Annotated in this window: 20 protein-coding genes; 15 read left to right on the plus strand and 5 right to left on the minus strand. The window is 62.7% G+C overall.

Annotation, left to right across the window (positions count from 1 at the left end):
* Nucleotides 1-3: 3 nt before the first annotated feature.
* Nucleotides 4-1,815, minus strand: a complete 1,812-nt coding sequence (locus NKI31_RS04505) for a DUF1217 domain-containing protein (protein WP_023686338.1) — start codon at nucleotides 1,813-1,815, stop codon at nucleotides 4-6.
* A gap of 144 nt (nucleotides 1,816-1,959) precedes the next feature.
* Between NKI31_RS04505 and motA the strand changes: the two genes are divergently transcribed.
* Genes motA through NKI31_RS04535 form a run of 6 tightly spaced genes read left to right on the plus strand, consistent with a single transcriptional unit; the run spans nucleotide 1,960 to nucleotide 6,811 of the window.
* Nucleotides 1,960-2,835, plus strand: a complete 876-nt coding sequence (gene motA, locus NKI31_RS04510) for a flagellar motor stator protein MotA (RefSeq protein ID WP_023671751.1) — start codon at nucleotides 1,960-1,962, stop codon at nucleotides 2,833-2,835.
* 35 nt (nucleotides 2,836-2,870) lie between these two features.
* Nucleotides 2,871-3,803 (plus strand): FliM/FliN family flagellar motor switch protein, encoded by a 933-nt coding sequence (locus NKI31_RS04515; protein ID WP_023683478.1) that lies wholly within the window; start codon nucleotides 2,871-2,873, stop codon nucleotides 3,801-3,803.
* Nucleotides 3,804-3,836: 33 nt separating this feature from the next.
* A complete protein-coding gene (gene fliN, locus NKI31_RS04520; RefSeq protein WP_023683477.1) occupies nucleotides 3,837-4,226 on the plus strand; it encodes a flagellar motor switch protein FliN in 390 nt (129 codons plus the stop codon).
* Between the two features lie 38 nt (nucleotides 4,227-4,264).
* Nucleotides 4,265-5,281, plus strand: a complete 1,017-nt coding sequence (locus NKI31_RS04525; RefSeq protein ID WP_023683476.1) for a flagellar motor switch protein FliG — start codon at nucleotides 4,265-4,267, stop codon at nucleotides 5,279-5,281.
* Between the two features lie 13 nt (nucleotides 5,282-5,294).
* Entirely contained in the window at nucleotides 5,295-6,377 is a 1,083-nt protein-coding gene (gene flhB, locus NKI31_RS04530; protein ID WP_352650598.1) for a flagellar biosynthesis protein FlhB, read from the plus strand.
* A complete protein-coding gene (locus tag NKI31_RS04535; RefSeq protein WP_023671756.1) occupies nucleotides 6,374-6,811 on the plus strand; it encodes a BspJ family T4SS effector nucleomodulin in 438 nt (145 codons plus the stop codon). The genes flhB and NKI31_RS04535 overlap by 4 nt, the downstream gene beginning before the upstream one ends.
* 31 nt (nucleotides 6,812-6,842) lie before the next feature.
* Here NKI31_RS04535 and NKI31_RS04540 read toward each other — a convergent pair whose 3' ends face one another.
* Together NKI31_RS04540 and NKI31_RS04545 are read right to left on the minus strand one after the other, a co-directional pair.
* A complete protein-coding gene (locus NKI31_RS04540; protein WP_023683474.1) occupies nucleotides 6,843-7,613 on the minus strand; it encodes a helix-turn-helix transcriptional regulator in 771 nt (256 codons plus the stop codon).
* Nucleotides 7,610-8,320 (minus strand): helix-turn-helix transcriptional regulator, encoded by a 711-nt coding sequence (locus NKI31_RS04545; protein WP_023683473.1) that lies wholly within the window; start codon nucleotides 8,318-8,320, stop codon nucleotides 7,610-7,612. Before NKI31_RS04545 ends, NKI31_RS04540 begins: the two co-directional genes overlap by 4 nt.
* A 507-nt stretch (nucleotides 8,321-8,827) precedes the next feature.
* Between NKI31_RS04545 and NKI31_RS04550 the strand changes: the two genes are divergently transcribed.
* Entirely contained in the window at nucleotides 8,828-11,734 is a 2,907-nt protein-coding gene (locus tag NKI31_RS04550; protein ID WP_352650599.1) for a M16 family metallopeptidase, read from the plus strand.
* Nucleotides 11,735-11,798: 64 nt separating this feature from the next.
* On the plus strand, nucleotides 11,799-12,992 hold the full coding sequence (locus NKI31_RS04555) for a TMEM43 family protein (protein WP_352650600.1): 1,194 nt from the start codon (nucleotides 11,799-11,801) through the stop codon (nucleotides 12,990-12,992).
* Between the two features lie 87 nt (nucleotides 12,993-13,079).
* Here the strand turns inward: NKI31_RS04555 and NKI31_RS04560 are convergent, their stop codons facing one another.
* Nucleotides 13,080-14,111 carry a histone deacetylase family protein gene (locus NKI31_RS04560; RefSeq protein ID WP_352650601.1) on the minus strand — a complete coding sequence of 344 codons (1,032 nt, stop codon included), beginning with the start codon at nucleotides 14,109-14,111 and terminating at the stop codon, nucleotides 13,080-13,082.
* A 24-nt stretch (nucleotides 14,112-14,135) separates the two neighbouring features.
* On the minus strand, nucleotides 14,136-14,789 hold the full coding sequence (locus NKI31_RS04565) for a TetR/AcrR family transcriptional regulator (protein WP_023714009.1): 654 nt from the start codon (nucleotides 14,787-14,789) through the stop codon (nucleotides 14,136-14,138).
* A 277-nt stretch (nucleotides 14,790-15,066) separates the two neighbouring features.
* On the opposite strand from NKI31_RS04565, the gene NKI31_RS04570 reads away from it, so the two are divergent.
* From NKI31_RS04570 to NKI31_RS04600, 7 genes are all read left to right on the plus strand, one after another.
* Nucleotides 15,067-16,746, plus strand: a complete 1,680-nt coding sequence (locus NKI31_RS04570) for an amidohydrolase (RefSeq protein WP_352650602.1) — start codon at nucleotides 15,067-15,069, stop codon at nucleotides 16,744-16,746.
* Between the two features lie 156 nt (nucleotides 16,747-16,902).
* Nucleotides 16,903-18,003 carry an ABC transporter ATP-binding protein gene (locus NKI31_RS04575; protein WP_023691713.1) on the plus strand — a complete coding sequence of 367 codons (1,101 nt, stop codon included), beginning with the start codon at nucleotides 16,903-16,905 and terminating at the stop codon, nucleotides 18,001-18,003.
* A gap of 2 nt (nucleotides 18,004-18,005) precedes the next feature.
* Nucleotides 18,006-18,926 carry an ABC transporter permease gene (locus tag NKI31_RS04580; protein ID WP_023828190.1) on the plus strand — a complete coding sequence of 307 codons (921 nt, stop codon included), beginning with the start codon at nucleotides 18,006-18,008 and terminating at the stop codon, nucleotides 18,924-18,926.
* The gene (locus NKI31_RS04585; protein WP_023828189.1) at nucleotides 18,919-19,719 is read left to right on the plus strand and encodes an ABC transporter permease; all 801 of its coding nucleotides are present in this window, start codon (nucleotides 18,919-18,921) and stop codon (nucleotides 19,717-19,719) included. Before NKI31_RS04580 ends, NKI31_RS04585 begins: the two co-directional genes overlap by 8 nt.
* A gap of 23 nt (nucleotides 19,720-19,742) precedes the next feature.
* Complete coding sequence (locus tag NKI31_RS04590; protein WP_023671767.1) at nucleotides 19,743-20,777, plus strand: ABC transporter substrate-binding protein; 1,035 nt, start codon at nucleotides 19,743-19,745, stop codon at nucleotides 20,775-20,777.
* Between the two features lie 62 nt (nucleotides 20,778-20,839).
* Nucleotides 20,840-22,036 carry a serine hydrolase domain-containing protein gene (locus NKI31_RS04595; RefSeq protein ID WP_352650603.1) on the plus strand — a complete coding sequence of 399 codons (1,197 nt, stop codon included), beginning with the start codon at nucleotides 20,840-20,842 and terminating at the stop codon, nucleotides 22,034-22,036.
* Between the two features lie 33 nt (nucleotides 22,037-22,069).
* Nucleotides 22,070-23,251, plus strand: a complete 1,182-nt coding sequence (locus NKI31_RS04600) for a serine hydrolase domain-containing protein (RefSeq protein ID WP_352650604.1) — start codon at nucleotides 22,070-22,072, stop codon at nucleotides 23,249-23,251.
* The last annotated feature ends 5 nt before the right edge of the window (nucleotides 23,252-23,256 follow it).

Genomic DNA, 23,256 nt, shown 5'->3' on the forward strand with positions numbered 1-23,256 from the left:
TTCTCAGAATCTCAGTTTCTGCATGGCCATCATCAGATCGGTCGAGATGCCGACGGTGGTCGGCTGCGCAAACAGCACACCGATCGATGTCTGGGCGGTCGAGGTCGGATGATTGATTTCCCAAAGGCTGGTGAAGCGGGTGAGGAATTTCTCGAGCTTGGCCGGGTCGGTGAAATCGGTGAGGTCGAGCTTTGCGTCGAAGGCCTGCGCCTGCTTGTCGATATCTGCGGCAGCGAAGGAATCGGGCAGGCCGATGGCGGTGCGTACCACGCTGGCCAGGGCCGTGTCGGCCAGCACGTCGTACCAGTTGGTGATGGTCGAGGCCTTGCGCTCGAAATAGAGCGCCAACCGCACGCCCTCATTGGTCTTGCCGGCGTCTTCTTCCAGGGTCTGGCGCATGTATTTGTCGACCACCGGCTGCTGCGACGGGCTGCGGGTCGTTGCCGCTTCGCCGTAGGCCTCGAAATTCAACGAGGTGGCGAGCCTGGCATAGGCCTTGTTGGAGAGCTTGTTGGCGACACTGGCGGGATCGCGGACACCGCCCTCAAGGACATCACGGACGAGATCCTTGTTGGTGGTCGCCGGATCGAGCCCGCTTGCGGACAGAGCATAGTTATAAAGGCGGCTGTCGGCCATCAGGTCGTCGACCGATTTCACCTTGGTGATGTTGGCGAGGTAGTAGCTGGTCTCGGCCTGGACGGCGTCCGCATTCGGCTTGATGAGGCCAAGACTGGACTCGGTCGTGTAGAGCTTCGGCGTGGTCTTCAGCACCGCGTCGCGCGTGATCGTCTGATCGCCATACTGGGCAAAATCAAAGGCGCTGACGAAGTTGGCGTAGCTCTTGTCGGTCAACAGGTTGGCGGGACTCAACGGATCGGTGACGCCGCCATTGACCATGGTGCGGATCTGCTTCGTCGTCTGGGTCGATGCATCAAGCCCATAGGCAGCCATGGCGAAGGTCAGCAGGCGCTTGTCCTTCAGCAGGTCTTCGATGGACTTCACCTTGGAGATGTTGGCTGCGTAGTAGTCGGCCTCGCCCTTGATGTATTGCGCGGTCGGCTTGACGAGCAACAGTCCGGTTCCGCCGATCACAGCCTTCGGCACCGCCTGCTGGACGGCGTCGCGCGCCGTAGCCTGGTCGCCATATTGGGCAAAGTCGAAAGCCGCGACGAAAGCCGCATAGCCCTTGTTTGTCGACGTGTTTGCGGGGCTGTTCGGGTCGGTGACGCCGCCTTCCAGCATGGCCCGCACGGTCGCAGCCGGCTCGGCGTCGGCGTCCAGGCCGAACGCGGCCATCGCATAGGTGAGCAGGCGATCGTTGCCCATCAGGTCGTCGATCGATTTTACGTTGGAAATGTTGCTCAGGTAGTACGAGGTTTCGCCCTTGTAGTAGGTGAAGCCGTTCTGCGAAGGGCCGACCGAGACCTGGAGACCATAATTGTTGGTCACGCCCTGCTGTGCCGAATTGTAGCTCGTGGCATTAGCGCCAAGTGCGGCGAAATTGAAGGCCGACACGAACTCGGCATAACGCTTGTCGCTCAGTTTGTTGGCGAAGCTGTCGGAATCCGACACCCCTTCCTTCAGGGCTTTGACCATGAAGGCCTTGGCGTAAGCCATGTCGCCGAGACCGAAGGCTTTCATGGCATATTTGAACAGCCGGTCGTTCTTGACGAAATCGTCGATCGATTTCACGCTGCCGATGTTCGCGAGATAGTAGTCGGTGTCGCGCTTGGTGATCGGCTCCGCCTCGATGCGGTCGATCGCCTTGGGGATGTCCCTGGCGATGAGCTGGTAGCTGGTAAAAGTGCTCAACACGACATGCCTCCGGTCGCAGCTTCAAAAGCAAGACTATGCGGACTTGCTTGCGCGAGGCTGAATCGCCTCACCTTGCATGATTCAAGCCTCACACAAGGCACGGGGGCTATCGGTTAGGCCTGACGTGATGCGGAAGGATCTGGCGTGGGCATTCTGATCGGACTTGTGGTGACGCTCGGCTGTGTTCTCGGCGGCTTCATGGCGATGGGCGGCCATCTGCATGTGCTGATGCAGCCTTGGGAAGCGGTGGTCATCTGTGGCGCCGCACTTGGAACCTTTCTCGTCGCCAACCCGATGAAGACGGTCAAGGACACCGGCAGGGGTATCCTCGAAGCGTTCAAGCAGGCGGTGCCGAAAGAGCGCGACTATCTGGAGACGCTGGGCGTGCTGCACAGCCTGATGCGCGAACTGCGCTCGAAGTCGCGCAGCGAGGTCGAGGCGCATATCGACAATCCGGAGGAGTCGGCAATCTTCCAGGCGTTCCCGACCGTGCTCAAGAACCACGACCTGACGAATTTCATCTGCGACTACTGCCGCATCATCATCATCGGCAATGCCCGCTCGCATGAGATCGAGGCGCTGATGGACGAGGAAATCCAGACCATCAAGTCCGACAAGATGAAGGCTTACCATGCGCTGGTGGCGGTGGGCGATGGTCTGCCGGCGCTCGGCATCGTCGCCGCCGTGCTCGGCGTGGTCAAGGCGATGGGCGCGCTCGACCAGTCGCCCGAAATCCTCGGCGGCCTGATCGGCGCTGCCCTTGTCGGAACCTTCCTCGGCATCTTCCTGTCCTATGCGGTGGTCGGGCCGGTCGCCACCAAGATCAAGACGGTGCGCGAGAAGAAGAACCGCCTCTATATCATCGTCAAGCAGACGCTGCTTGCCTACATGAACGGCGCCCTGCCGCAGGTGGCGATCGAGTTCGGTCGCAAGACCATCTCGTCCTATGAGCGGCCGACGATCGATGCCGTCGAGCAAAGCACGATGAACACAGCTTCCGCCGAGAAGAAAGCGGCTTGAGCCATGCATGACGACAGACAGGACCGCACGCCGTCATGACAAGTCCTGGCAGCCCCTCGCAAGCCCGCTCGCTGATCATTGAGCGTCTGGTCGGTGACAGCGGTGAGGCCGCTCATGTCATCGGCACCGGGCGCTCGATGGGCGAGCGCGCCCTGCCGCTGCTGCAGAAGAGCCTGGCCGGCGAACTCGGCGCACCGGTCACCGTCGACCTGCGCGCGGTCGAGATCAGCCGTGTTCCCGATGCCCGCACGAATGCCGGCGATGCCTTTGCCATGGCCATCATAGCATCGCCGACGTCTTCGGATGCGATGACGCTGGTGGCTGATGCGCCGGCCATCGCCGTGATGGTGTGCGCGCTGTTCGGCGGCGATCCGGATCAGCCGGTTTCGCCGATCGAGCGCGCTCTGTCGCAGATCGAGACCGATGTCGCGACCACGGTCTTCCAGGAAGTTGCGCAGGCGTTGAACGGATCGGGCCGGCGCTCGCTCGAGCTGCGGCTGCCGGTGCCGCGGGCGCTTTCGGGCAGCGAAGCCAAGCGTCGCGTGCTGCGCGATGGCGCGGCGGTGCGCATCGTCTTCGGCATCTCGACGCCGACCGACAGCGGAACGGTCACGGTGATGATCCCGCAGCGCATTCTGCTTGCCACACGCGGTATCGCCGATGTCCACGACAGCGAAGGCACGACCTCCGACTGGCGGGCACGTTTTTCCGAAGAAGTGATGCGCTCGACGGTGACGCTCGAAGCGACCATGCCGCTGGCCCGCCTGACGCTCGGCGATCTCGCCGGTTTCGAGCCAGGCCAGGTCATCGAGTTCGAGGAAACCGCGCAGTCGCAGGCCAAGCTGAGCGCGCGCGACAAGACGCTGTTTGTCTGCGAGTTCGGTAAACTCGGGCAGAACTACACCGTCCGGATCAGGCATCCTTACGATGCCGGTCAGGATTTTATCGATGGGCTCATGCCGGGCTGACGCCGGGCAAGCCCAAGCATTTGGAGACGACTGATGGCCAAGACCAAGGTGGAAGCCAATATCGACCAGCCGGACGAACAGCTCGACCGCGCCATCGAGGAATTGCGCGGCGTCCTCCAGGAGGAGGAAAAGCGCCCCGACGCCGCCTTGCGGGCTGCCACGTCCGGCGCCAATTCCAACATCATCATGAGCATCCCGGTCGATGTGCAGATCATCCTCGGCAGTACGGAAATGCCGGTGTCGGACCTGATGGCGCTGCAGAAGGGCTCGACGGTGGCGCTCAACCGGCGCATCGGCGAACCGGTCGATGTCGTGGTCAACGGCCGCAAGATCGCGCGCGGCGAGATCACCGTGCTGGAAAGCGATCCGTCGCGCTTTGGCATCAGGCTGACCGAAATTATCGCGGCGACCAAGGGCGCTTGAGCAATGAATGACATGCGGTCTCAGCAGGAGCGGATGCCATGACGACGCCGGTGACGCTCACGCGCCCGCAAAAGGCCGCCGCCATCCTGGTGGCGATGGGCAAACCTTCGGCCAGCCGGCTGCTGAAATTCTTCAAGCAAGAAGAACTGAAGGCACTGATCGAAGGGGCGCGGCTGCTGCGCACCATTCCGCAAAGCGACCTCGAACGCATCGTTGCCGAATTCGAGGCCGAGTTCACCGAAGGTGCGGGCCTGCTCGATTCCGCCGACCGGATGGACACGATCCTCAATGAATCGCTGTCGCCCGAAGAGATGAGCGCCATCATGGGCGACAAGCGCTTCGAGGTTGCGCCGGAAGGGCCACCGCCGATCTGGCCGGAGCTGGAAAAGCTCGAACCGACGCGTCTGGGCACATTCCTTGCCGCCGAGCATCCCCAGACCGCGGCCATGGTGCTGTCGAAGCTTGCGCCGCAAGCCGCCGCCAACATTTTGCTGACCATGGAAAAGCCGATGCGCAGCGAGATCATCAAGCGCATGGTGACGATGGCGACCATTCCGGACGCGGCCACCAGGATCATCGAGAACCAGCTGCGCGCCAGCGTGCTGGCGCAGACCGCGACCAAGGATATCTCGGCGGGACAGGCGCGCGTCGCCAGTATGCTCAACGAGATGGACAAGCCTCAGTTGGAAGAGGTCATGCAGGATCTGGAAGAGGCCGGCACGCCGGACCTCGGCGGTGTTCGCTCCAGGTTGTTTGCCTTCGACGATCTGCCGCTTTTGACGCAGAAGGCGAGGGTACTCCTTTTCGACGGGCTGTCGACCGAACTGATCACGCTGGCGCTGCGCGGTGCGGCGCCCGCATTGACGGAATCGGTGCTGTCGGCGATCGGCGCACGGTCGCGGCGCATGATCGAGTCCGAGCTCGGCCAGGGCTCGGAAGGCATTCAGCTTGCCGACATCATGACGGCGCGCAAGAACATCGCGGTGGCGACAATCCGGCTTTCGCGCGAGGGGGCTTTCGAACTGCCCTCATCGCAGCAGAGCGAAGCGGCTTAACGCCGAGCGCTGAATGGCTGAAGCGGCGGACAAAGACTCCAAAACCGAAGACGCGACCGAAAAGAAGATCCGCGACACCGTCGAACAGGGCAAGCTGCCCCATTCGCGAGAGGCCGCACTTCTGGCGTCCTTCATCGCCATACTGGTGTTCACCGTCTTCTACGCCAAGGACGCGGTCGCTGATCTCGGCATGTTCCTGTCGATGTTCCTGGAAAAGCCCGAGGCGTGGCCGATGGACACCGAGACCGACGTCATCGCGCTCTACAAGACCGTGATGATGGAAATAGGCAACGCCGTCGTCAGCCTGCTGGTGCTGCTGGTGGTGGCCGGCATCGGCGCCTCGGTGCTGCAGAACATGCCGCAAGTCGTCGGCGAGCGGATCCGGCCGCAACTGTCGCGCATCTCGATAGCCAAAGGCTGGACCAGGATGTTCGGCATTCAGGGCTGGGTCGAGTTCCTGAAATCGCTGGGCAAGCTCGGCTTCGCCAGCATCGTGCTCTACTTCACGCTATCGCAGGACTACCGCCAGCTCCTGGCCGGCATGATCACCAACCCCGTCGCTTTCGGCCTCGTCATCAAAAGCATCACCGTCGACATATTGGTGGCGATCGTCTTCGTCATGGGGCTGATCGCGGCGGTCGACGTCGTCTGGTCGCGCTTCCACTGGAAGCAGGATCTGCGGATGACCAAGCAGGAGGTCAAGGACGAGTTCAAGCAGTCCGAGGGCGACCCGATCATCAAGTCGCGGCTGCGCTCGCTGGCGCGCGACCGGGCGCGCAAGCGGATGATGACGGCGGTGCCGCGCGCGACGCTGATCATCGCCAATCCGACGCACTTTTCCATCGCGCTCAGATATGTCCGCGACGAGGATTCAGCACCCATGGTGCTGGCCAAGGGCCAGGACCTTGTGGCGCTCAAGATTCGCGAGATTGCCAAGGAGCACAACATCCCGATCTTCGAGGACGTGGCGCTCGCCCGCTCCATGTACAAGCAAGTTTCGGTTGATAGCGTGATCCCGTCGCAATTCTACCAGGCCGTCGCCGAACTGGTGCGGATCGTCTACTCCAAAAAGGCTGAGCGGAGACAAATTTCATGAACCGCCAACCGCACGCAAAATCCCGCGAACTCATCGTCGCCAAGGCCATCGAGCAGGTGGTCGACGAGTTGCGGCTGATCGACGTCGCCGACTACATCGCCTTCATCCGGCTCGAGCATTTCGCTTGCCTGTCGGATCTGGTGGATTCGGCTGTGGAGCTTTTTTTCCTCCCAGGCACGCTCAGGCTCGGCCATGGCGGAGAGGCACATGTCGACTGGAGCGGCAGCCCGCGCATCGTGCTCGATCTCGAGCTTCGGCCGCCGGGCGTCACCGTCTATTTCCAGCTGACGCTGAGCGAGGAGAGGTCTTCGGTCGCGGTCAACTATGTGTCGTTCGAAAAGCCCGGGGAAGACCCCGAGCACAACACCGCTTTGCTGGAGACGGTGATCGAAGAGGCGCGAATCCGCAGGACCGAGCCGCTCGCCTATCGCTGATCTTTTGTCTTACTCCAACTGCCAGACGCGATCACTCGATCAGCCCCAGCCGCAGCGCCTTGGCCACCGCCTGGTTGCGGTTGACCGCGTTGAGCTTCTGCGTCGACTGGGTGAGATACTGGTTGGCGGTGTGGACCGACAGCTTCAACAGCCTGGCGATCTCTTCGCTGGTGTTGCCGTTGGCGGTCAGCTTCAGGCACTCCAGTTCACGCTTGGAGATCGACCGCATCCGGCCGGCATCGTTCGGACGAATGCGGGCGACGGCGGCGAACAGCGAAAAACAGCGGGCGTGGATTTCGTAGAGCGTGTCCTCCGGCAAAGCGATCGTCGAGCCGAGGAACACCACCAGCCCGCAATGGCCGCGATCGGCATGGACGGGAAAGCCAATGCCGTTGGTGCCCGGCGCCAGCGGCTCCGTCCGCTCCGCCCAGGCGAGGTTCTTGAAGACGGCGTCCGAGCCGGCGATGCCGTCATCGGCCCACCAGCGCGGCGCTGTCGAGGCGCCGCTGTGGCGAACCATCTCCTCACCGTTGGCGCCGGCAATGAACTTGGTTGTCACCGCGGTGGCGGGATAGTCGGAATCGAAGCTCGGCACCAGGCGCGCCCGTTCCGGCGAGGGGCTGACGAAGTAGAGGCCAAACGCCGACGCGTTGATGTCGACGGCGATCCAGCGGCAGCGGCGCACCGCGTCCGGGATGGTAACGGCATGGTGCGTCTCGGAACCGATGGAGAAGGCGCCGAACGGATTGCGCTGCTCGTTGAAAAGGGCTTCGGCCGCCGCCTTGATGTCAGCATGTTTCAAATGATGCCGCTCCTGATCGCCGTGGCGATGGCCATCGCGCGGTTCGACGCCGCGAATTTCTGGATGGCGTGGGTGATGTAGCTGTTGACGGTGTTGGACGAGACCCCGAGGATCACTGCGACCTCATCGGTGGTTTTGCCTTCAGACACCCAGAACAGGCATTCGCGCTCGCGGTCGGACAGCGGGTCCTGCATGGCGACGGCGGCGATCAATTGCGGGATGGCGGACAGCGCGTAACAGCACTTCAACTGAGCCTTCATCAGCGCCGGCTGGTCGATACTGCCGGCCTCGGCCGCCGAGAAAAGCGCAAACAGCCGCTGGCGGCCGACATTGAGCCGCAGTGAATAGACTTCGGCATGGCCAAGCACGTCGAGCAGGCGCGCCTCTTCGCCGGTGAGCAGTCCGCCGGCGTCGGGCGCCGCGGCGGCGACCAGTGGCCTCGGGCGGATGCCAGGTGCAACGGTCAGCGGTCCCTGGGCAAGGCCGGCGATCAGCCGCTTGCCGATCAGTTCAATGGCGTCGAAGATCCAGTTGGATGAGACGATGCGGGCGTCGTTGCGATCCTGGTCGTGGACGATGGCGACGAGCATGTAGCTGTCGGCGCCGATCTCGGCGGCAAGCTGCATGAAAAAGGAGGTGAGATCGCCGCGCGATTCAAGGCGCGAGCCTAACGTATCGGATTGGAGAAGCGCGGCGGAACTGCTCATTGGATGCTTTGGTTGTATGTCATGGCCGGAGTCTTTTCTTGAGCCCGGACGCTGGGGTTAGCAGCGGCCGAACTTGAAGACGCATCACGTTTACGAAGCACTCACACGGCGCGGCGGTCGCGCTGATCGCCGAATCCATTCAGGGAACGCGAAGCCGTCCGCGTCTGGTGCCGGTCATTGGCCGGAACTTAAGACTTTGGGTGGTCGCCGCGCCCCCCAAGGACCGGCTGATTCGGGTCTAATCTACCCGCAGATGAATCCGACATCAAACGCGATTTGACAAAATCAATATTATTGGACTCAAGCGACTCAGGGGCGGCTTCCGCGGCCTTTTCCGCCGCAAAAGGCCTGAAACGCCGACACGAAAAAGCCAGAGGGTGTTGCGATACTGCCGTATCGAGGGCCGATCGATTCCGATACGGTCTCGGCAGCCGGCAGGGGTGGGCATCCCTTCGGTCATACGGCGGATTTGGCGGCGCTTGCTCGCGGCCATCAGCATCGGGGGTCATGATGAAGCAGGTTTTCCTGGCGTTCACGGTGGTGCTTGCGGTTCTTGCCGGCATGGCAGCGCCCGCCAAGGCTGAGCCGACCGTTACCTATGCGCTCGACAACGGGCTGCAGGTGGTGCTGGTGCCCGACCATCGCGTGCCGAAGGTGGTGATGAACCTGCGCTACCGCGTCGGGTCGATGAATGAACCCGCGGGACGCTCGGGCTTTGCGCATCTGTTCGAACATCTGATGTTTTCCGGCACGCCGGCCTGGCCGAACGTGTTCGGCGCGCACGCCGCGCTCGGCAACGAGATCAATGCCTGGACCACCGAGGACGGCACGGTTTATTATGTCGACGGGCTGTCGTCGTCACTGCCGATGATCTTGTCGCTTGAGGCAGACCGCATGGCCAATCTCGGCCGCTCGGTGACTCAGGCCAAGCTCGATCTGCAGCGCTCGGTGGTCAAGAACGAGATGCGCCAGAACGTGCTCGACAAGGCCGGCGCATCCGGCTGGGAAGCTTTCTGGTCCGGGCTGTTCCCGAAGCCGCATCCCTATAGCCGCATGGTCATCGGCTCGGTCGCCGATCTCGATGCGGCGACGCTCGACGATGTCAGGGGTTTCTTCAACAGCTACTATCTGCCCAACAATGCGGTGCTGGTGCTGGTCGGCGACTTGGAGATCGACGACACCAAGGCGCTGATTGCCGACACGTTCGGCCGCGTGGCGCGCGGCGCCGATGTGGTGCGGCCCGCCGTGCCGGCACCGACGCAGGCCCGGCTCAAGCTGGTGCTCGAGGATCGTGTGCCAAGCCCCATCGTCGTGGTCGGCTTCAGTGGCCCGGTGGCGCAGTCGCCCGACAATGGTGCGCTCAGCATTGCCGCCGAACTGCTCGGCAACGGCGAATATGGGTTTTTGCGCAACCGGCTGGTTTCGCAGTTGGGCATTGCCACCTATGCCAGCGCGAGCTGGACCGGCGGTCTGCTCGGTGGCCGCTTTACCTTCGAGGCGGGTGCCGCCGAAGGTGTGGCGCCGGAAGCGCTGGAAAACGCGATGAAAACGACGTTTGCGGATTTCCTGAAGACCCCGCTCGATCCGGTCGATGTCGAGCGTGCGCGCACCGGCATCTTGCATGCAGCGCGGCTCGGCAGCGAAGCACTGAAGGATCGCGCCGGCGTCGTCTCCTACAATGCCGACGTGCTCGGCGATGCGCAGAGCGCGCTGGTCGACGACCCGCGGGTGAAGGACGCCAGCGTGGCGGGCGTCGAGGCAACGATGAAGCGGCTGTTGAAACCGGAAGACGCCAGCATACTGGTGCTGAAGCCCGGCCCGCGCGGCGGCTATCCCGATGCACTGATCGGGTCGTCCGGCACACCGCAGCCGTTCACCGCGCCGGAGCGAGCGGCGATCGACATTCCGAAGCATGAGGCCGGGCAAGCGCCTTCGGCAACACTGCCCGCCATGGAAACGGCGACGCTCTCGAATGGCATCAAACTCGTCCACTACACAATGCCGGAAGCGCCGATGGTGTATGTCGCGGCCAGTGCCGCCGGCGGCTGGAACAGCGTGCCGGAAGGCAAGGAGGGATTGCTGGAGCTTGCAGCAAGCATGGCGACACGCGGGGCCGCCGATCGCGGCTCGGCTGATTTCGCCAAGGCGGCCAGCGACATCGGCGCCGGCGTCGGCCACCAGGCCGGAACGCTGACCACGATGATGACGCTTGGCGTGCCGCCGGAAAAGCTCGACCAGGGTATTGGCCTGCTCGCCGACGCGGTGCTGATGCCTCGTTTCGACAAGACCGAATGGACGGTGCTGATGGCGCAGACGGTCGACTGGCTAAACGGCCGCGAGGCGGATCTGCCCGGCGTTGCCGGCCGCATGGCAAAGGCGACGCTGATCCCGCAGGTGCCGGGCAAGGCAGCGGTGGACTGGTCGGCAAAGGCGCTGGCCTCGATCTCGCTCGACGAGGCGAGGGACGCATTCAAGGCGGAGTTCACGCCGAAGGCGGTGACCTTCTACAGCGTCGGCCCGATGCCGGTCGCGACCGTCGCCGCCAGCCTTGAAAAAGCATTCGGCGCGTGGACAAGCGACACCGCCGGCTATGCCGTCGAGCCGTCGCCGGCGGCGCATTTCAACGGGGGACAGAAAGTGCTGCTGGTGCCCGAACCCGGCGCCAGCCAGTCGGCGCTGTTCGTGGCGCGGCCGGCGCCCGGCACCGACGAGAGCGAGCGCGCTGAATCGACCGCGGTCTCCAACCTGCTTGGCGCCGATTTCTCCAGCCGGCTGAATTCGGTGATCCGCGAGGAGAAGGGCTACTCCTATGGCGTGTCGAGCTATCTGATGAGCCCGATGAAGGCCGGCTCGGGATTGGTCGTGGCAACCACCGTCGAGCGCGCCAACACCGGGCCGGCGATTACCGAAATCCTGAAAGGATTTGCCGGCCTGACCACCTTGCCGGTGGCGCAGGACGAAGTCGACCGCACGGTGACCGTCTATCGCCGGGCGCTGGCTGGATCGGCCGAGACGTCGGCTGGTCTGTTCTCCTCGCTGATTGGCGCGGTTGGCAGCGGATCGACGCTGGAGGACCAGCAAACCCGCATGGCGGCGCGCACAAAGCTGACGCTCGATGCGGTTCAGAAACAGGCGCTGGCCCTGGCGTCGCTCGATCCGTCGCTGATCGTGGTAGCGGGCGACCCCGATGTGGTGATGCCGCAGCTTGCCGCGATCGGCCTCAAGGACGTCGAGATCGTCAAGCGTGACGAGGCTGGTGAAGACACGGCGATGCGGGCGCTCGATCTTCTCGGGGGCAATCGCCGGGCGCCGCTGTCTGCCTCGCCGTGGCGGGTTGGCGATGGCGGCACGACGCGCGCGGTGCACGCCTGCGCCGGCGACAGGGATTGCGGCGCGCAGATCCACGCCGATTGACGGGCTAAACGCGCAGCCGCCGGCCGCGTTGTAATTTTGGGATAACTTTGTTTCGGGGGAAACGATGAGCGATTCATTTCGGGAAGTAACGTCCGTCTCATGGTTCGGGCGGATCAAGCGCGCGGTCGGCGGGGTCATCTTCGGCCTTATCCTGATCGTGCTGATGGTGATCGGGCTGTTCTGGAACGAAGGCCGCGCCGTGCAGACTGCGCGCTCGCTGGCCGAAGGTTCTGGAGCGGTGGTTTCGGTCGGCGCCGACAGCGTCGATACCGCCAATGACGGCAAGCTGGTTCATGTCAGCGGACTGGTGACGGCGGACAGCGGCCTGGCGGATCCGGATTTCGGCATCGCCACGCAAGGGCTGCGGCTGTCGCGCAGTGTCGAGATGTATCAGTGGAAGGAAGAGTCCAAGTCGGAGACGACCAAGAAGCTCGGCGGTGGCGAAGAGACGGTGACCACCTACAGCTATTCCAAGGTGTGGGACGACAGCCAGATCGACTCCTCCGATTTCAAGAAGCCGGACGGCCACCAGAATCCGCCGATGGAAATCCACGGCCGGACCTTCCAGATTCCCGAGGGCAAGCTTGTCGCCTTCGATCTCGATACGCCGGTGCTGGACCGTATCGAGGGTGACAAGGACTATTCGCTCTCAGCCGACCAGTCGGCGGCGATAAAGGCTGCCTATACCGGAACGAAACCGCTCAGCATCGTCGATGGCAAGATTTTTCTCGGCAATGACAACACGACGCCCGCTTTGGGTGACTATCGCATCGGCTACGAACTGGCGCCGCTGGGCGTGGTTAGTATCATCGCGCGCCAGGCCGGCAGCCGCTTCGAGCCCTACCAGACGCAAGCCGGCGATGCGCTGCTGATGGTCGACACCGGCAACGTCCCGGCCGAAAAGATGTTCGCCGACGCCGTCAGCGCCAACACGCTGATCACCTGGCTGCTGCGCGGCGCCGGCTTGCTGTTGCTGACCATCGGCTTTGCGCTGTTCCTCAGCCCGATCGGGGTGATCCTCGACGTCATACCCTTCCTCGGCAGCATGGCGCGGATGGGCACCGGCATCATCGCCTTCGTTCTGGCGATCCTGGTCGGCACGGTGACGATTGCGATTGCCTTGTTCTGGTACCGGCCGTTGCTGGCGGTGGCCATCCTGGCGACAGGCGTGATTGCGGCGGTGATTGTCTACCGCATCGGCCGGTCGCGATGGCCAGCCGTTCCGGTGGTTGCACCCAACCCGGCTGCGGCCGCCTAGATGGTCGGGGCGGCCGGAGCCGCCCCATATCTCTTTGGCACAATTCCGGCCGGAAAACCGCCTCACACTTATCCTGGAATCGCTTTCCTATTTGTCCTCGAAGCCGGTCAGCACGCCGACGGCGTTGATGCCGATCTCCTCGACGGCATAGCCACCTTCCATCACGAACAGCGTCGGCAGGCCGAGCTTTGCGATGCGCCGGCCGATCTTCGGATAGTCCGGGCTTTTCAGCTTGAACTGGCTGATCGGATCCTTCTCGAAGGTGTCGACGCCGAGCGAGACGATGACGATATCGGGGGCGTAGGCGGCGAGCTTGGCGCAAGCATCCTCCAGCGAGGCGTTCCAGGCGTCCCAATTGGTGCCGAAGGGCATGGGATAATTGACGTTGAAACCTTCGCCGGCGCCGGCGCCGCGTTCATCGGCATGGCCGAGGAAGAACGGATACTCCACCATGGGATCGCCATGCAGGTTGAGAACCTGCACGTCGGCCCGTTCATAGAAGATCTCCTGCGTGCCATTGCCGTGGTGATAGTCGACGTCGAGGATCGAGACGCGTTTTGCGCCCTGATCGAGGAACCATTGCGCGGCGACCGCAGCATTGTTGATGTAGCAGTAGCCGCCCATGAACCCGGCACCGGCGTGATGGCCGGGCGGGCGGCAAAGCGCGAAGGCCGACCGCTCGCCACCCTTGACCAAGGCCGCCGCCGTCAGCGCCACGTCATAGGACGATTTGATGGCGGTCCATGTGCCTTCGACGAAGGTGGCGCCGGCGTCGAAGGAGTAATAGCCGAGCAAGGCGTCGACGCGCTTGGGTGGCACGTCGCCGCGCAGGCCGCGCGTCGGCCAGGTGAAGGGCATCGCCGTGCCATCGAGGCCGGCGGCCTTCCACGCTGGCCAGACGGTTGGCAGGAAGTCGATATAGTCGGCCTTGTGGATGCGCTTGGCGGCTGTGAGATCGTGCTCGACCGGTCCGATGATCGGCCCCAGCTTCTCGCTCTCGACCCGCGCCTTGATGAACTCGGCCCGCGATGGCTTTTCGAAACCCGGCACGATTGCCGACGTGACCAGTTCCATCTGGCCGGCATGGCCGGCATGAAGCGGCGAATAGACAGTCTTCATGAATTTCCTCTCGAAATAGCGAAATCAGTCAAGGTTGAGATAGGGGGTGACCAAAGCGAGCCACATTCTTTCCACATCGTCCTCGATGAGGTCGTATGTCTTGCGATCCCGCTTCAACCCCACAAGCCGGCAGGCGTGCCCGACATCCATCATCAGCACGCCGAGCCGGCTGGCGATCTTGTCTTCAAGGGCCGGGTTCACATGCTGCAGCCACGCGGCGTAAAGCGCGATGATCTGCTCGTCATATTCGTCCTGGATCGGCCTGAGGTCGGCATTGCCGGATATCGCCTCGATCACCGGCATCAGGGTGGCGTTTTCGAGATATATTCTGGAGGTATCGATGAACAGCTTGCGCACCTCCTGCCGAAACTCGTCGCGGTTGGTGGGTGGGGTGACCTCGATGCGCCTGGCGATCACCTCGGGAAACGACGACAGCCAGCGCCGGGCGAGGTCGAGGAGAATGGCTTCCTTGTTGGGAAAGTACTGGTAGACCGAACCGACCGACAGGCCCGCGCGCCGGGCAATGGCGAGCGTCGTCGGCGTCTTGGTTCCTTGCTCCCGCGTCAGGGTCAGCGCAGCGTCGAGTATCCTGTCGACGACCTTGCTCGACCGTTCCTGCCGCGGCTGCTTGCGCGGTTCGAGCGCCATCCTGGTTTCGCGGCTGAGACTGCGCTTCACGGATTGATGCCTTCGTTCCCTGCCGGTTTCAACACAGGTCCCGGTCTCAACATTGGCGTGGTGTGTCGTCCACAATACATTCGAAATTCGGCACGTTGACAAACGCGAATAATTAGTCGCATTCTTTTATCCACGCTGTTTTGAGAGATCACAAGGGGAATTTCGAAACAGCGCACTGGCATCAGTTTTCGTCCGATAACGCCGCTCCAGCGGAGTGGCAGCTTGTCGGACAAGAGGGTTGTCGGTCTCAGCCAGTCGTCAAAAGCGCGGAGTCGCGATGTCTGTCACGGGTGCGGGTCAAAATGCTGATCTGATCGTCATCAATGGTCGCGTGCGGACCATGGACGATGACAATCCCGCCGCCGAGGCGATTGCCGTCAAGGACGGCGCCATCATCGCCATAGGCAACCACGCCGCCATCGAAAAACTCAAGGGAACGACCACAGAGGTGATCGACGCCAAGGGCGGTTCGGTCCTGCCCGGTTTCATCGAAGCCCACATGCATCTGTTCTCGGGAGGGGCCGAGCTCGCGCATCTTCAACTCGGCGGTATCCATGGCTTCGAGGCGCTTCAAAGCGCCATCCGCGACTACGCAACGACGCGGCCCGAGGCGAAAATGCTTGTGGGCCAGGGCGTCGACTACACCGTGCTCGGCGACGAGCGGGTGACACGCCATCATCTCGACGCCATCCTGCCCGACCGCCCCTTCTGCATGGCAGCGCCCGACCACCATACGATGTGGGCCAACACCAAGGCGTTGGAGATAGCCGGCATCCTGAAGGGACGCACGCTCGGTCCGGGCAACGAGATCGTGATGGGTGGCGACGGCCTGGCCGCGGGCGAATTGCGCGAGGGCGAGGCCTTCGGTCCGGTGCTCGACCTTGCCGGCGAAAGCCGGGTGCGGCTGGGGCTGTCGACCGGCGGTGAGCCCGACCCAATGCCGTCGGCCGCCGAGCGGGCCGCTGACCGTGACATCATGCGGCGCGGGCTTGCATGGTGCGCGCGCCACGGCATCACCTCGATCCAGAACATGGACGGCAATCTCTACCAGCTCGAACTGCTTTCCGAGATCGAGGCCGAGGAGGGATTGCCCTGCCGCGTCAAGATCCCGTTCCACTACAAGAATTTCATGACGCTCGACATGCTCGAGAAGGCGTCCGTCATGGCCGAGCGCTACCACAGTGAGTGGCTGTCATCGGGCATGGTCAAGGTGTTCTATGACGGCGTGCTCGATTCCTGGACCGCTGTTATGGTCGAACCCTATGCGGATCGTCCCGACTGGGTCGGCGAGCCGCTGTTCACGCCGCAGCAATTTATCGATCTCGCCGTGGCTATCGACAAACGCGGGCTGCAGATCGCGGTGCACTCGATCGGTGACGGCGCGGTGCGCGCAGTGCTCGACGGTTACGAGGCGGCGCAGAAGCTCAATGGCAAGCGCGACAGCCGGCACAGGGTTGAGCACATCGAGGTCACCACAGCAGCCGACGTGCCGCGTTTTGCCGAACTCGGCGTCATCGCCTCGATGCAGCCGTCGCATCCGCCCGGCGCCATGGATTTTCCACTGGAGCCGACGGTGTCACGCATCGGACCGGCCCGCTGGCCGCTGAGCTATGCCTGGCGCACCCTGAAAAGCGCCGGCGCCCATGTCGTGTTCGCCTCGGACTGGCCGGTGGCAGCGATCGACCCGATCCTGAGCATTCAGGCGGCAGTGCAGCGCAAACCATTGGCAGAAGGCGATCCTGACCAGAGTTTCTCGCTGCAGGAAGCGATTGCCGCCTACACGGTCGAGGGCGCCTATGCCGAATTCGCCGAGCATCGCAAAGGCGTTCTGAAACCCGGCTACATGGCGGATCTGGTGGTTTTGTCGGCCGATATCGAGAAGACGGCGCCGGCCGATCTGCACAAGCTGCGACCGGTGACGACGGTCTGCGGTGGCAAGGTCACTTACCAGGCCTGACAATGGCATGCGGCTTGCACAGCTTGCCGCTTGCAAGACGAAATGACCGACTGAACTGTGATTCAATGCCGGACTTGCCAACCTACCGGCCGTGTGGTCACATCGAACAGGGGAAAAACTCCGCCAGCAAGAGTGGGGTCAACAGTGAGGCGTATCGTGCCGGAAAAACCGGATCGGAATGCAATTGAAGTCGTAAACGTCAGTAAAATTTTCGGATCGGGTGAGGGGCAGGTCGCTGCCCTCGATACGGTCTCGGTATCCATCCGGGAGAATGAGTTTTTTACACTGCTGGGACCATCCGGCTGCGGCAAGACCACGTTGCTGCGGCTGATTGCCGGCTTCGACTTTCCAACCGCCGGCGAAATCCTCCTCTACGGCCAGGACATCGCGCCGTTGCCGCCCTTCAAGCGACCGGTCAACACCGTCTTCCAATCCTACGCGCTGTTCCCGCATATGACGGTCGCCGACAATATCGGCTTTGGCCTGGAAATGCTGGGCAAGCCGAAGGCCGAGATCAAGGCGCGCGTCGCCGAGATGCTGAAACTGGTGAAGATGGAGGCGCTGGCGGGCCGCCGCACCAGCCAGATCTCCGGCGGCCAGCAGCAGCGCGTGGCGCTCGCCCGGGCGCTGGCGCCGCAGCCCAAGGTGCTCCTGCTCGACGAACCGCTCTCGGCCCTGGACTACAAGCTGCGCAAGGAAATGCAGATCGAATTGAAGCGGCTGCAGCACGAGACGGGCATCACCTTCATCTTCGTCACCCACGACCAGGAGGAAGCGCTGACCATGTCGGATCGCATCGCGGTGATGTCGTCGGGCAAAATCCTGCAGGTCGGCTCGCCGCGCGACATCTACGACCGGCCGGCCGAGCGTTTCGTCGCCGACTTCATCGGCGAGTCGAACTTCCTCAAGGCGGATGTGGTTAGCGCGACTGGTGGCCGGGCGACGGTGAAGCTGCCGTCTGGTGTGGAAATCCCAGCCTCGCTGCCGGAAGGCTTCAGCCCCAGCGGCAAGGTCACCATCGTCGTGCGTCCAGAGCATGCGCAGTTGGGCACGGCCAGCCCGAGCGCTTCGCTGTCCGGTACCGTCGAAAACATCGTCTATCTCGGCACCGACACGCACTTCCATCTGCGCCTTGCCGGTGGCGAGCCGTTCATCGTGCGGCGTCAGAACAGCCGCGGCGCCGGTGACGGCTTCGTGCAGGGCGGCCAGATCGGCATCATGATCGGCAACGACGCCGCGCAAGTGCTGAAGGACTGATCATGGCGACCGCGGAACAAGTCGCCAAGGCAGCGCAGCGACGCGATGTGCGCGACCGGTGGCTGCTGTCAGCGCCAGCCTTGCTGGTGATCTTCCTCGCCGCGACCGGCCCCTTGCTGATCGTGCTGATCTACTCGTTCCTGACGCCTGGCCCCTATGGAGATGTGAAGTGGCAGTTCTCGCCCGATGCCTGGCTGTCGGTGTTCATGGAACGCGACATTTTCGACGATACGCTTTCGCTTGCGGCAGCGCATGTCACCATCTTCTGGCGCTCGATCAAGCTGGCGGTGATAACGACGATCGCCACTTTGGCATTGGGGTTTCCAACCGCCTATTTCATGGCGACGCGCAGCGAGAAAACCAGGGATCTCTGGCTGTTCCTGATCACCATTCCGTTCTGGACCAACCTTCTGATCCGCACCTTCGCCGTGCTGCAGATCATCCGCAACGAAGGCATCATCAACACCATCCTTATCAAGCTTGGTATCGTCTCAGCGCCGGTCCAGATTCTCTTCACCGACACGGCGATCCTGATCGGCATGGCGTATGTCTACCTGCCGCTGATGGTGCTGCCGATCTATGCCAGCATGGAGAAGCTTGATTTTCGCCTCGTCGAGGCGGGCTACGACCTCTACGCGACCCGTTTCAAGGTATTGCGGAAGATCATTTTCCCGCTGGTCAAACCCGGCGTCATTGCCGGCTCCATCCTGGTCTTCATTCCAGCCCTTGGCGCCTATGTGACGCCGAGCGTGCTTGGCGGCGGCAAGAATATGATGCTGTCCAACCTGATCGAATTGCAGTTCGGCCAAGGCCGCAACTGGCCGCTCGGCTCGGCGCTGTCGATCACGGTGATGATCATCGTCATGGTGGCGCTGCTTGCCTATGTGCGCAATGCCGGCAAGTCGGGGGTGCGGCATGGCTAAGAACTTTTCCATCAAGCACCAGACCGGCTTCACGGTGATCGCTGCGACCTGTTTTATCGTGCTCTATCTGCCGATCATCGTGCTGGTCGCCTATGCCTTCAACGCGGCGAACTCGACGTCCGAATGGGGCGGCTTTTCGATGCGCTGGTTCCAGTCGGCTTGGCAGAACGTGCAAGTTATCGACGCGACGCTACGCTCGTTCCAGATCGGCGCCGTCGCTGCGGTGCTGTCGACAATCTTTGCCACCATGGCCGCGCTCGCCACCACGCGCACCGCGTCCTATCCGGGCCTCACCTTCAAATATGCGGCGATCAACCAGCCGCTGATGGTGCCCGAGATCGTCACCGGCGTGGCGCTGCTGATCTTCTTCTCGCGCATCAAGATCTTCACCGGCTATTCCGGCATCGGCTATCTGATCGCCGCGCACGCGGCGTTCTGCATCCCGTTTGCCTATCTGCCGATCCGGGCGCGGCTGGAAAACATGGACCTGACGCTGGAGCGCGCGGCTGCCGATCTGTACGCGACGCCGTGGAAGACCTTCCGCCGCATCACGCTGCCGCTTTTGTGGCCCGGCATACTGGCCGGACTGATGCTGGCCTTCGTCATCTCGCTCGATGACGTCGTCATCACCGAGTTTGTCAAATCGGGCGGCCAGGATACGCTGCCCACCTACATGCTCGGCCAGATCCGCCGCGGCATCACGCCTGAGATCAACGCGATATCGACCGCCTTCCTGCTGCTTTCGGTCGCGATCGTCACGTTGTTTTTCTTCGTCAGCAGGAAAAGAGACTGAACCGACAAATGGGAGCTAAAACCATGAACTGGAAAACAACGACAGCCGCCATCGGGTTGGCGCTGCTCGCAACGACGAGCCTGGCCCGCGCCGATGGCGAACTGAACATTTACAATTGGGGCAACTATACCAGCCCCGATGTGATCAAAAAGTTCGAAGCCAAATACAACGTCAAGGTGACGATCACCGATTACGATTCCAACGATACGGCGCTCGCCAAGGTACGCCAGGGCGGCACCGGCTTCGACATCGCCGTTCCGTCGCAAACCTACGTGCCGATCTGGATCAAGGAGGGCCTCGTGCAGGAGACCGATCCGGGCAAGATGGAGAACTTCAAGAACGTGGCGCCGGAATGGGCCAATCCAGACTTCGACCCCGGCCGCAAATATTCCGTGCCGTGGGCGCTGGGCACCGTCGGCGTCGTCGTCAACACCGATGCCTACAAGGGACCAGCCGACAGCTGGGGCATCATCTTCAACACGCCGGACGAGCTGAAGGGCAAGACCAATGTCGTTCCCGAGATGAATGACGTTATCTTCGCGGCGATCAAATATGTCGGCGGCCAGCAGTGCACCGACGACAAGACGGTGCTGAAGAAGGTGCGCGACACGCTTGTCGCGGCCAAGCCGAACTGGATCGCCATGGAATACAACACCATCGAAAAGATGGGCGCCGGCGACTTCAAGGCGACCAGCGACTGGAACGGTTCGGCGCTGCGTCAGCGGCTGGCCAATCCGGCCATCCATTACAATTATCCGAAGGAAGGCTACGGCCTGTGGAGCGATAACGTCGTCGTTCTCAAGGAAGCCAAAAATGTCGAGAACGCCAAGCTGTTCCAGAACTTCATCATGGATCCGGAAAACGCGGCCGGCCTCTCGGCCTTCCATCGCTACGCAAACGCCATTACCGGCTCGGACAAGTACATGCCGGCCGATATGAAGGATGCCCCGGAAGTCGTCATTCCGGAGGCTGCGAAGGCACAAGGCGAATTCCAGAAGATGTGCGCGCCTGAGATCCAGGACATCTACACCAAGATCTGGACCGAACTGCAGAAATAACCGCAGTCTGACAGACCCGGCGGCATGCGCCGCCGGGTCTTTTCTTTTCCGGAATGGCTTTCATGGACTCCTATCGCAACAGCGATCCGCGGCCGTCGATCATGCAGGGCTCGCCGCCTCAAATGGTGCTGCCGAAGCTCGACTGGGACCGGCCGCCATGGAATCGCTGGGCCTTCCAACACATCCGCGAATTCCTGCCGACCATCGAGGTCTGGCGCGGTAATGGCCATCGCCATCGTCTTGAGCGCGCAGAGACCGATCTCGACGCGCTGCCGGTGGAAGACAGCAAGGGCCGTCCGACGACGCTCGTTGGCCTGCTCGACGAGACCTACACGGACGGCTTCCTGGTGCTCAAAGACGGCAAGGTCGCCTATGAGCGCTATTTCAACGGCATGGCCGAGCGCACGCTGCATCTGTCGCAGTCGATGGCGAAGTCGGTAACAGGCACCGTGTTCGGTATTCTGGTTGGGCGCGGCTTGATCGACCCGGCCAAACCGGTGAGCGCCTATCTGCCGGAGCTCGGCGCGACCGGCTGGGACGGCGCCAGCGTGCAGCATGTGCTGGATATGACCACCGGCGTGCGGTTTTCCGAGGAATACACCGACCGTTACTCCGACATCGGCCAGGTTGATGTCGCCACGGGCTGGAAGCCGGTGCCGCCGGACAGCGATCCGGATTTCCAATGGCCGCCGCATCTGTTCGAGTTGATCCTGCAGCTGAAGGACAAGGTGCGGCCGCATGGCGCCGCGTTCGAGTACCGCTCGATCGAGACCGACGTGCTTGCCTTCATCATGGAGCGGGTCACCGGTAAACGGCTGGCGCAGTTGGTGTCCGAGGAGCTGTGGCAAAAGCTCGGCGCCGACGAGAGCGCCTGCTTCACGGTCGACAGCGCCGGCTATGCGCTGGCCGATGGCGGCTTCAACGCGACGCTGCGAGACTACGCCCGCTTCGGCCAGTTGATCCTCGACAATGGCCGCGGCATCGTGCCGGCCGACTGGGTCGAGGCGACGCGCAACGGCAGGCATGCGCCGGATTTCAATCCGAGCCTGCCGGAGGGCAGCTACCGCAACCAGTTCTGGATCGAAAACCCGCGCTCACGCGCGCTGATGTGCCGGGGCGTGTTCGGGCAGATGATCCATATCGACTGGGACACCGGCATGGTCGTGGTCAAGCTTTCAAGCTATCCGGATTTCAGCAATGTCGCCTATTCGGTGGCAACGCTGAAGGCGGTGCACGCCATCGCCAAGGCGCTTGGTTGACCCACAACAAATCATCCCTCCGAGGAAACGTTCATGACTGGCAAGACTGCGTTCGAGACCCGCTACGGCTTTGCCCGCAATGAGGTGCTGCTCTCCAAGTGGCGCGAAAACCCCTTCAACCGCTGGTCGTTCCAGAACCTTGGCGAACTGGTGCCGACCGCTCCCGTGGCGGCGACGCCGGGAAGCGTCGAAGCGCCGGTGCGGGACCTGAGCGGCCTGCTCGGCGAAAAGGTTTCGATCGCCAGCGCCCCGGAAACGGTGGCCGAATTCCTCACACGTTCGAGCAGCGACGCGCTGACGGTGATGAAGGCTGGCAAGGTCATCGGCGACTGGTTCGCGCCCAATATGGATTTCGGCGCCCGTCACATCATCTTTTCGATCAGCAAATCGGTCACCGCGATCATCGCCGGAATACTGGAAGGCGAGGGCGTGTTCGACCCGGAAGCGCCGGTGACCCAGTACATTCCGGAAGCCGCCGGCTCGGCCTATGCCGATGCAAGCTGCCGGCATGTGCTCGACATGAGCGTCAGCCTCGATTTCGAGGAGGCCTATCTCGATCCCGAAAGCGCCTTTGCCCGTTACCGCCGCGCGACGCTGTGGAATCCGGGCGGCGGCACTGAAAGCTTGCGCGAATTCATTCTGACCTTGCAGCGGCTCGAAGAACCGCACGGCAAAACCTTCCGCTACCGTTCGCCCAATTCCGATCTGCTCGGCCTGCTGCTCGAACGAGCTTCCGGCCAGCGCTTCCCGGACCTGATGCGCGAGAAACTGTGGCTACCGCTGGGTGCAGTCAGCGAGGCTTCGATCGGCGTCGACATGGAAGGTACGGCGCGCACCGCCGGCGGCATTTCGGTGACGCCGCGCGACCTGGCGCGTATCGGCGAGATGATGCGGCAGGGCGGCACGGCCAATGGCCGCGGCATCGTGCCAGAAGGCTGGGTGCGCGATACGACCGTTGCCGGCGGCAGCGCGGAGGCCTGGCAGCGCGGCACAATGGTGCATCTGTTCCCAAAGGGCCGTTACCGTAACAAATGGTACCAGACGGGGGCGGCAAACGGCGCCTTCTGCGGCATCGGCATCCACGGCCAATGGCTCTACGTCAACCCGAAGACGGAAGTGGTGATTGCAAAAATGGGGTCGCAGCCGGTGCCTGAAGATTATCCGCTCGAACGCGAGATCGTTGCCTTTTTCGAGGCGCTGAGCGGGATGGTCTGAGGACG

The organism is Mesorhizobium sp. M0659 (assembly GCF_040320605.1).
GTDB lineage: Bacteria > Pseudomonadota > Alphaproteobacteria > Rhizobiales > Rhizobiaceae > Mesorhizobium.

What these genes read in the sequence shown, in the direction of transcription:
- fliN (WP_023683477.1), top strand. Translation starts at nt 3,837, where the DNA reads ATGGCCAAGACCAAGGTGGAAGCCAATATCGACCAGCCGGACGAACAG.
- NKI31_RS04590 (WP_023671767.1), top strand. Translation starts at nt 19,743, where the DNA reads ATGAACTGGAAAACAACGACAGCCGCCATCGGGTTGGCGCTGCTCGCA.
- NKI31_RS04570 (WP_352650602.1), top strand. Translation starts at nt 15,067, where the DNA reads ATGTCTGTCACGGGTGCGGGTCAAAATGCTGATCTGATCGTCATCAAT.
- NKI31_RS04555 (WP_352650600.1), top strand. Translation starts at nt 11,799, where the DNA reads ATGAGCGATTCATTTCGGGAAGTAACGTCCGTCTCATGGTTCGGGCGG.
- NKI31_RS04595 (WP_352650603.1), top strand. Translation starts at nt 20,840, where the DNA reads ATGGACTCCTATCGCAACAGCGATCCGCGGCCGTCGATCATGCAGGGC.
- NKI31_RS04550 (WP_352650599.1), top strand. Translation starts at nt 8,828, where the DNA reads ATGATGAAGCAGGTTTTCCTGGCGTTCACGGTGGTGCTTGCGGTTCTT.
- flhB (WP_352650598.1), top strand. Translation starts at nt 5,295, where the DNA reads ATGGCTGAAGCGGCGGACAAAGACTCCAAAACCGAAGACGCGACCGAA.
- NKI31_RS04525 (WP_023683476.1), top strand. Translation starts at nt 4,265, where the DNA reads ATGACGACGCCGGTGACGCTCACGCGCCCGCAAAAGGCCGCCGCCATC.
- NKI31_RS04560 (WP_352650601.1), bottom strand. Translation starts at nt 14,111, where the DNA reads ATGAAGACTGTCTATTCGCCGCTTCATGCCGGCCATGCCGGCCAGATG.
- NKI31_RS04585 (WP_023828189.1), top strand. Translation starts at nt 18,919, where the DNA reads ATGGCTAAGAACTTTTCCATCAAGCACCAGACCGGCTTCACGGTGATC.
- NKI31_RS04535 (WP_023671756.1), top strand. Translation starts at nt 6,374, where the DNA reads ATGAACCGCCAACCGCACGCAAAATCCCGCGAACTCATCGTCGCCAAG.
- NKI31_RS04515 (WP_023683478.1), top strand. Translation starts at nt 2,871, where the DNA reads ATGACAAGTCCTGGCAGCCCCTCGCAAGCCCGCTCGCTGATCATTGAG.
- NKI31_RS04600 (WP_352650604.1), top strand. Translation starts at nt 22,070, where the DNA reads ATGACTGGCAAGACTGCGTTCGAGACCCGCTACGGCTTTGCCCGCAAT.
- NKI31_RS04545 (WP_023683473.1), bottom strand. Translation starts at nt 8,320, where the DNA reads ATGAGCAGTTCCGCCGCGCTTCTCCAATCCGATACGTTAGGCTCGCGC.
- NKI31_RS04580 (WP_023828190.1), top strand. Translation starts at nt 18,006, where the DNA reads ATGGCGACCGCGGAACAAGTCGCCAAGGCAGCGCAGCGACGCGATGTG.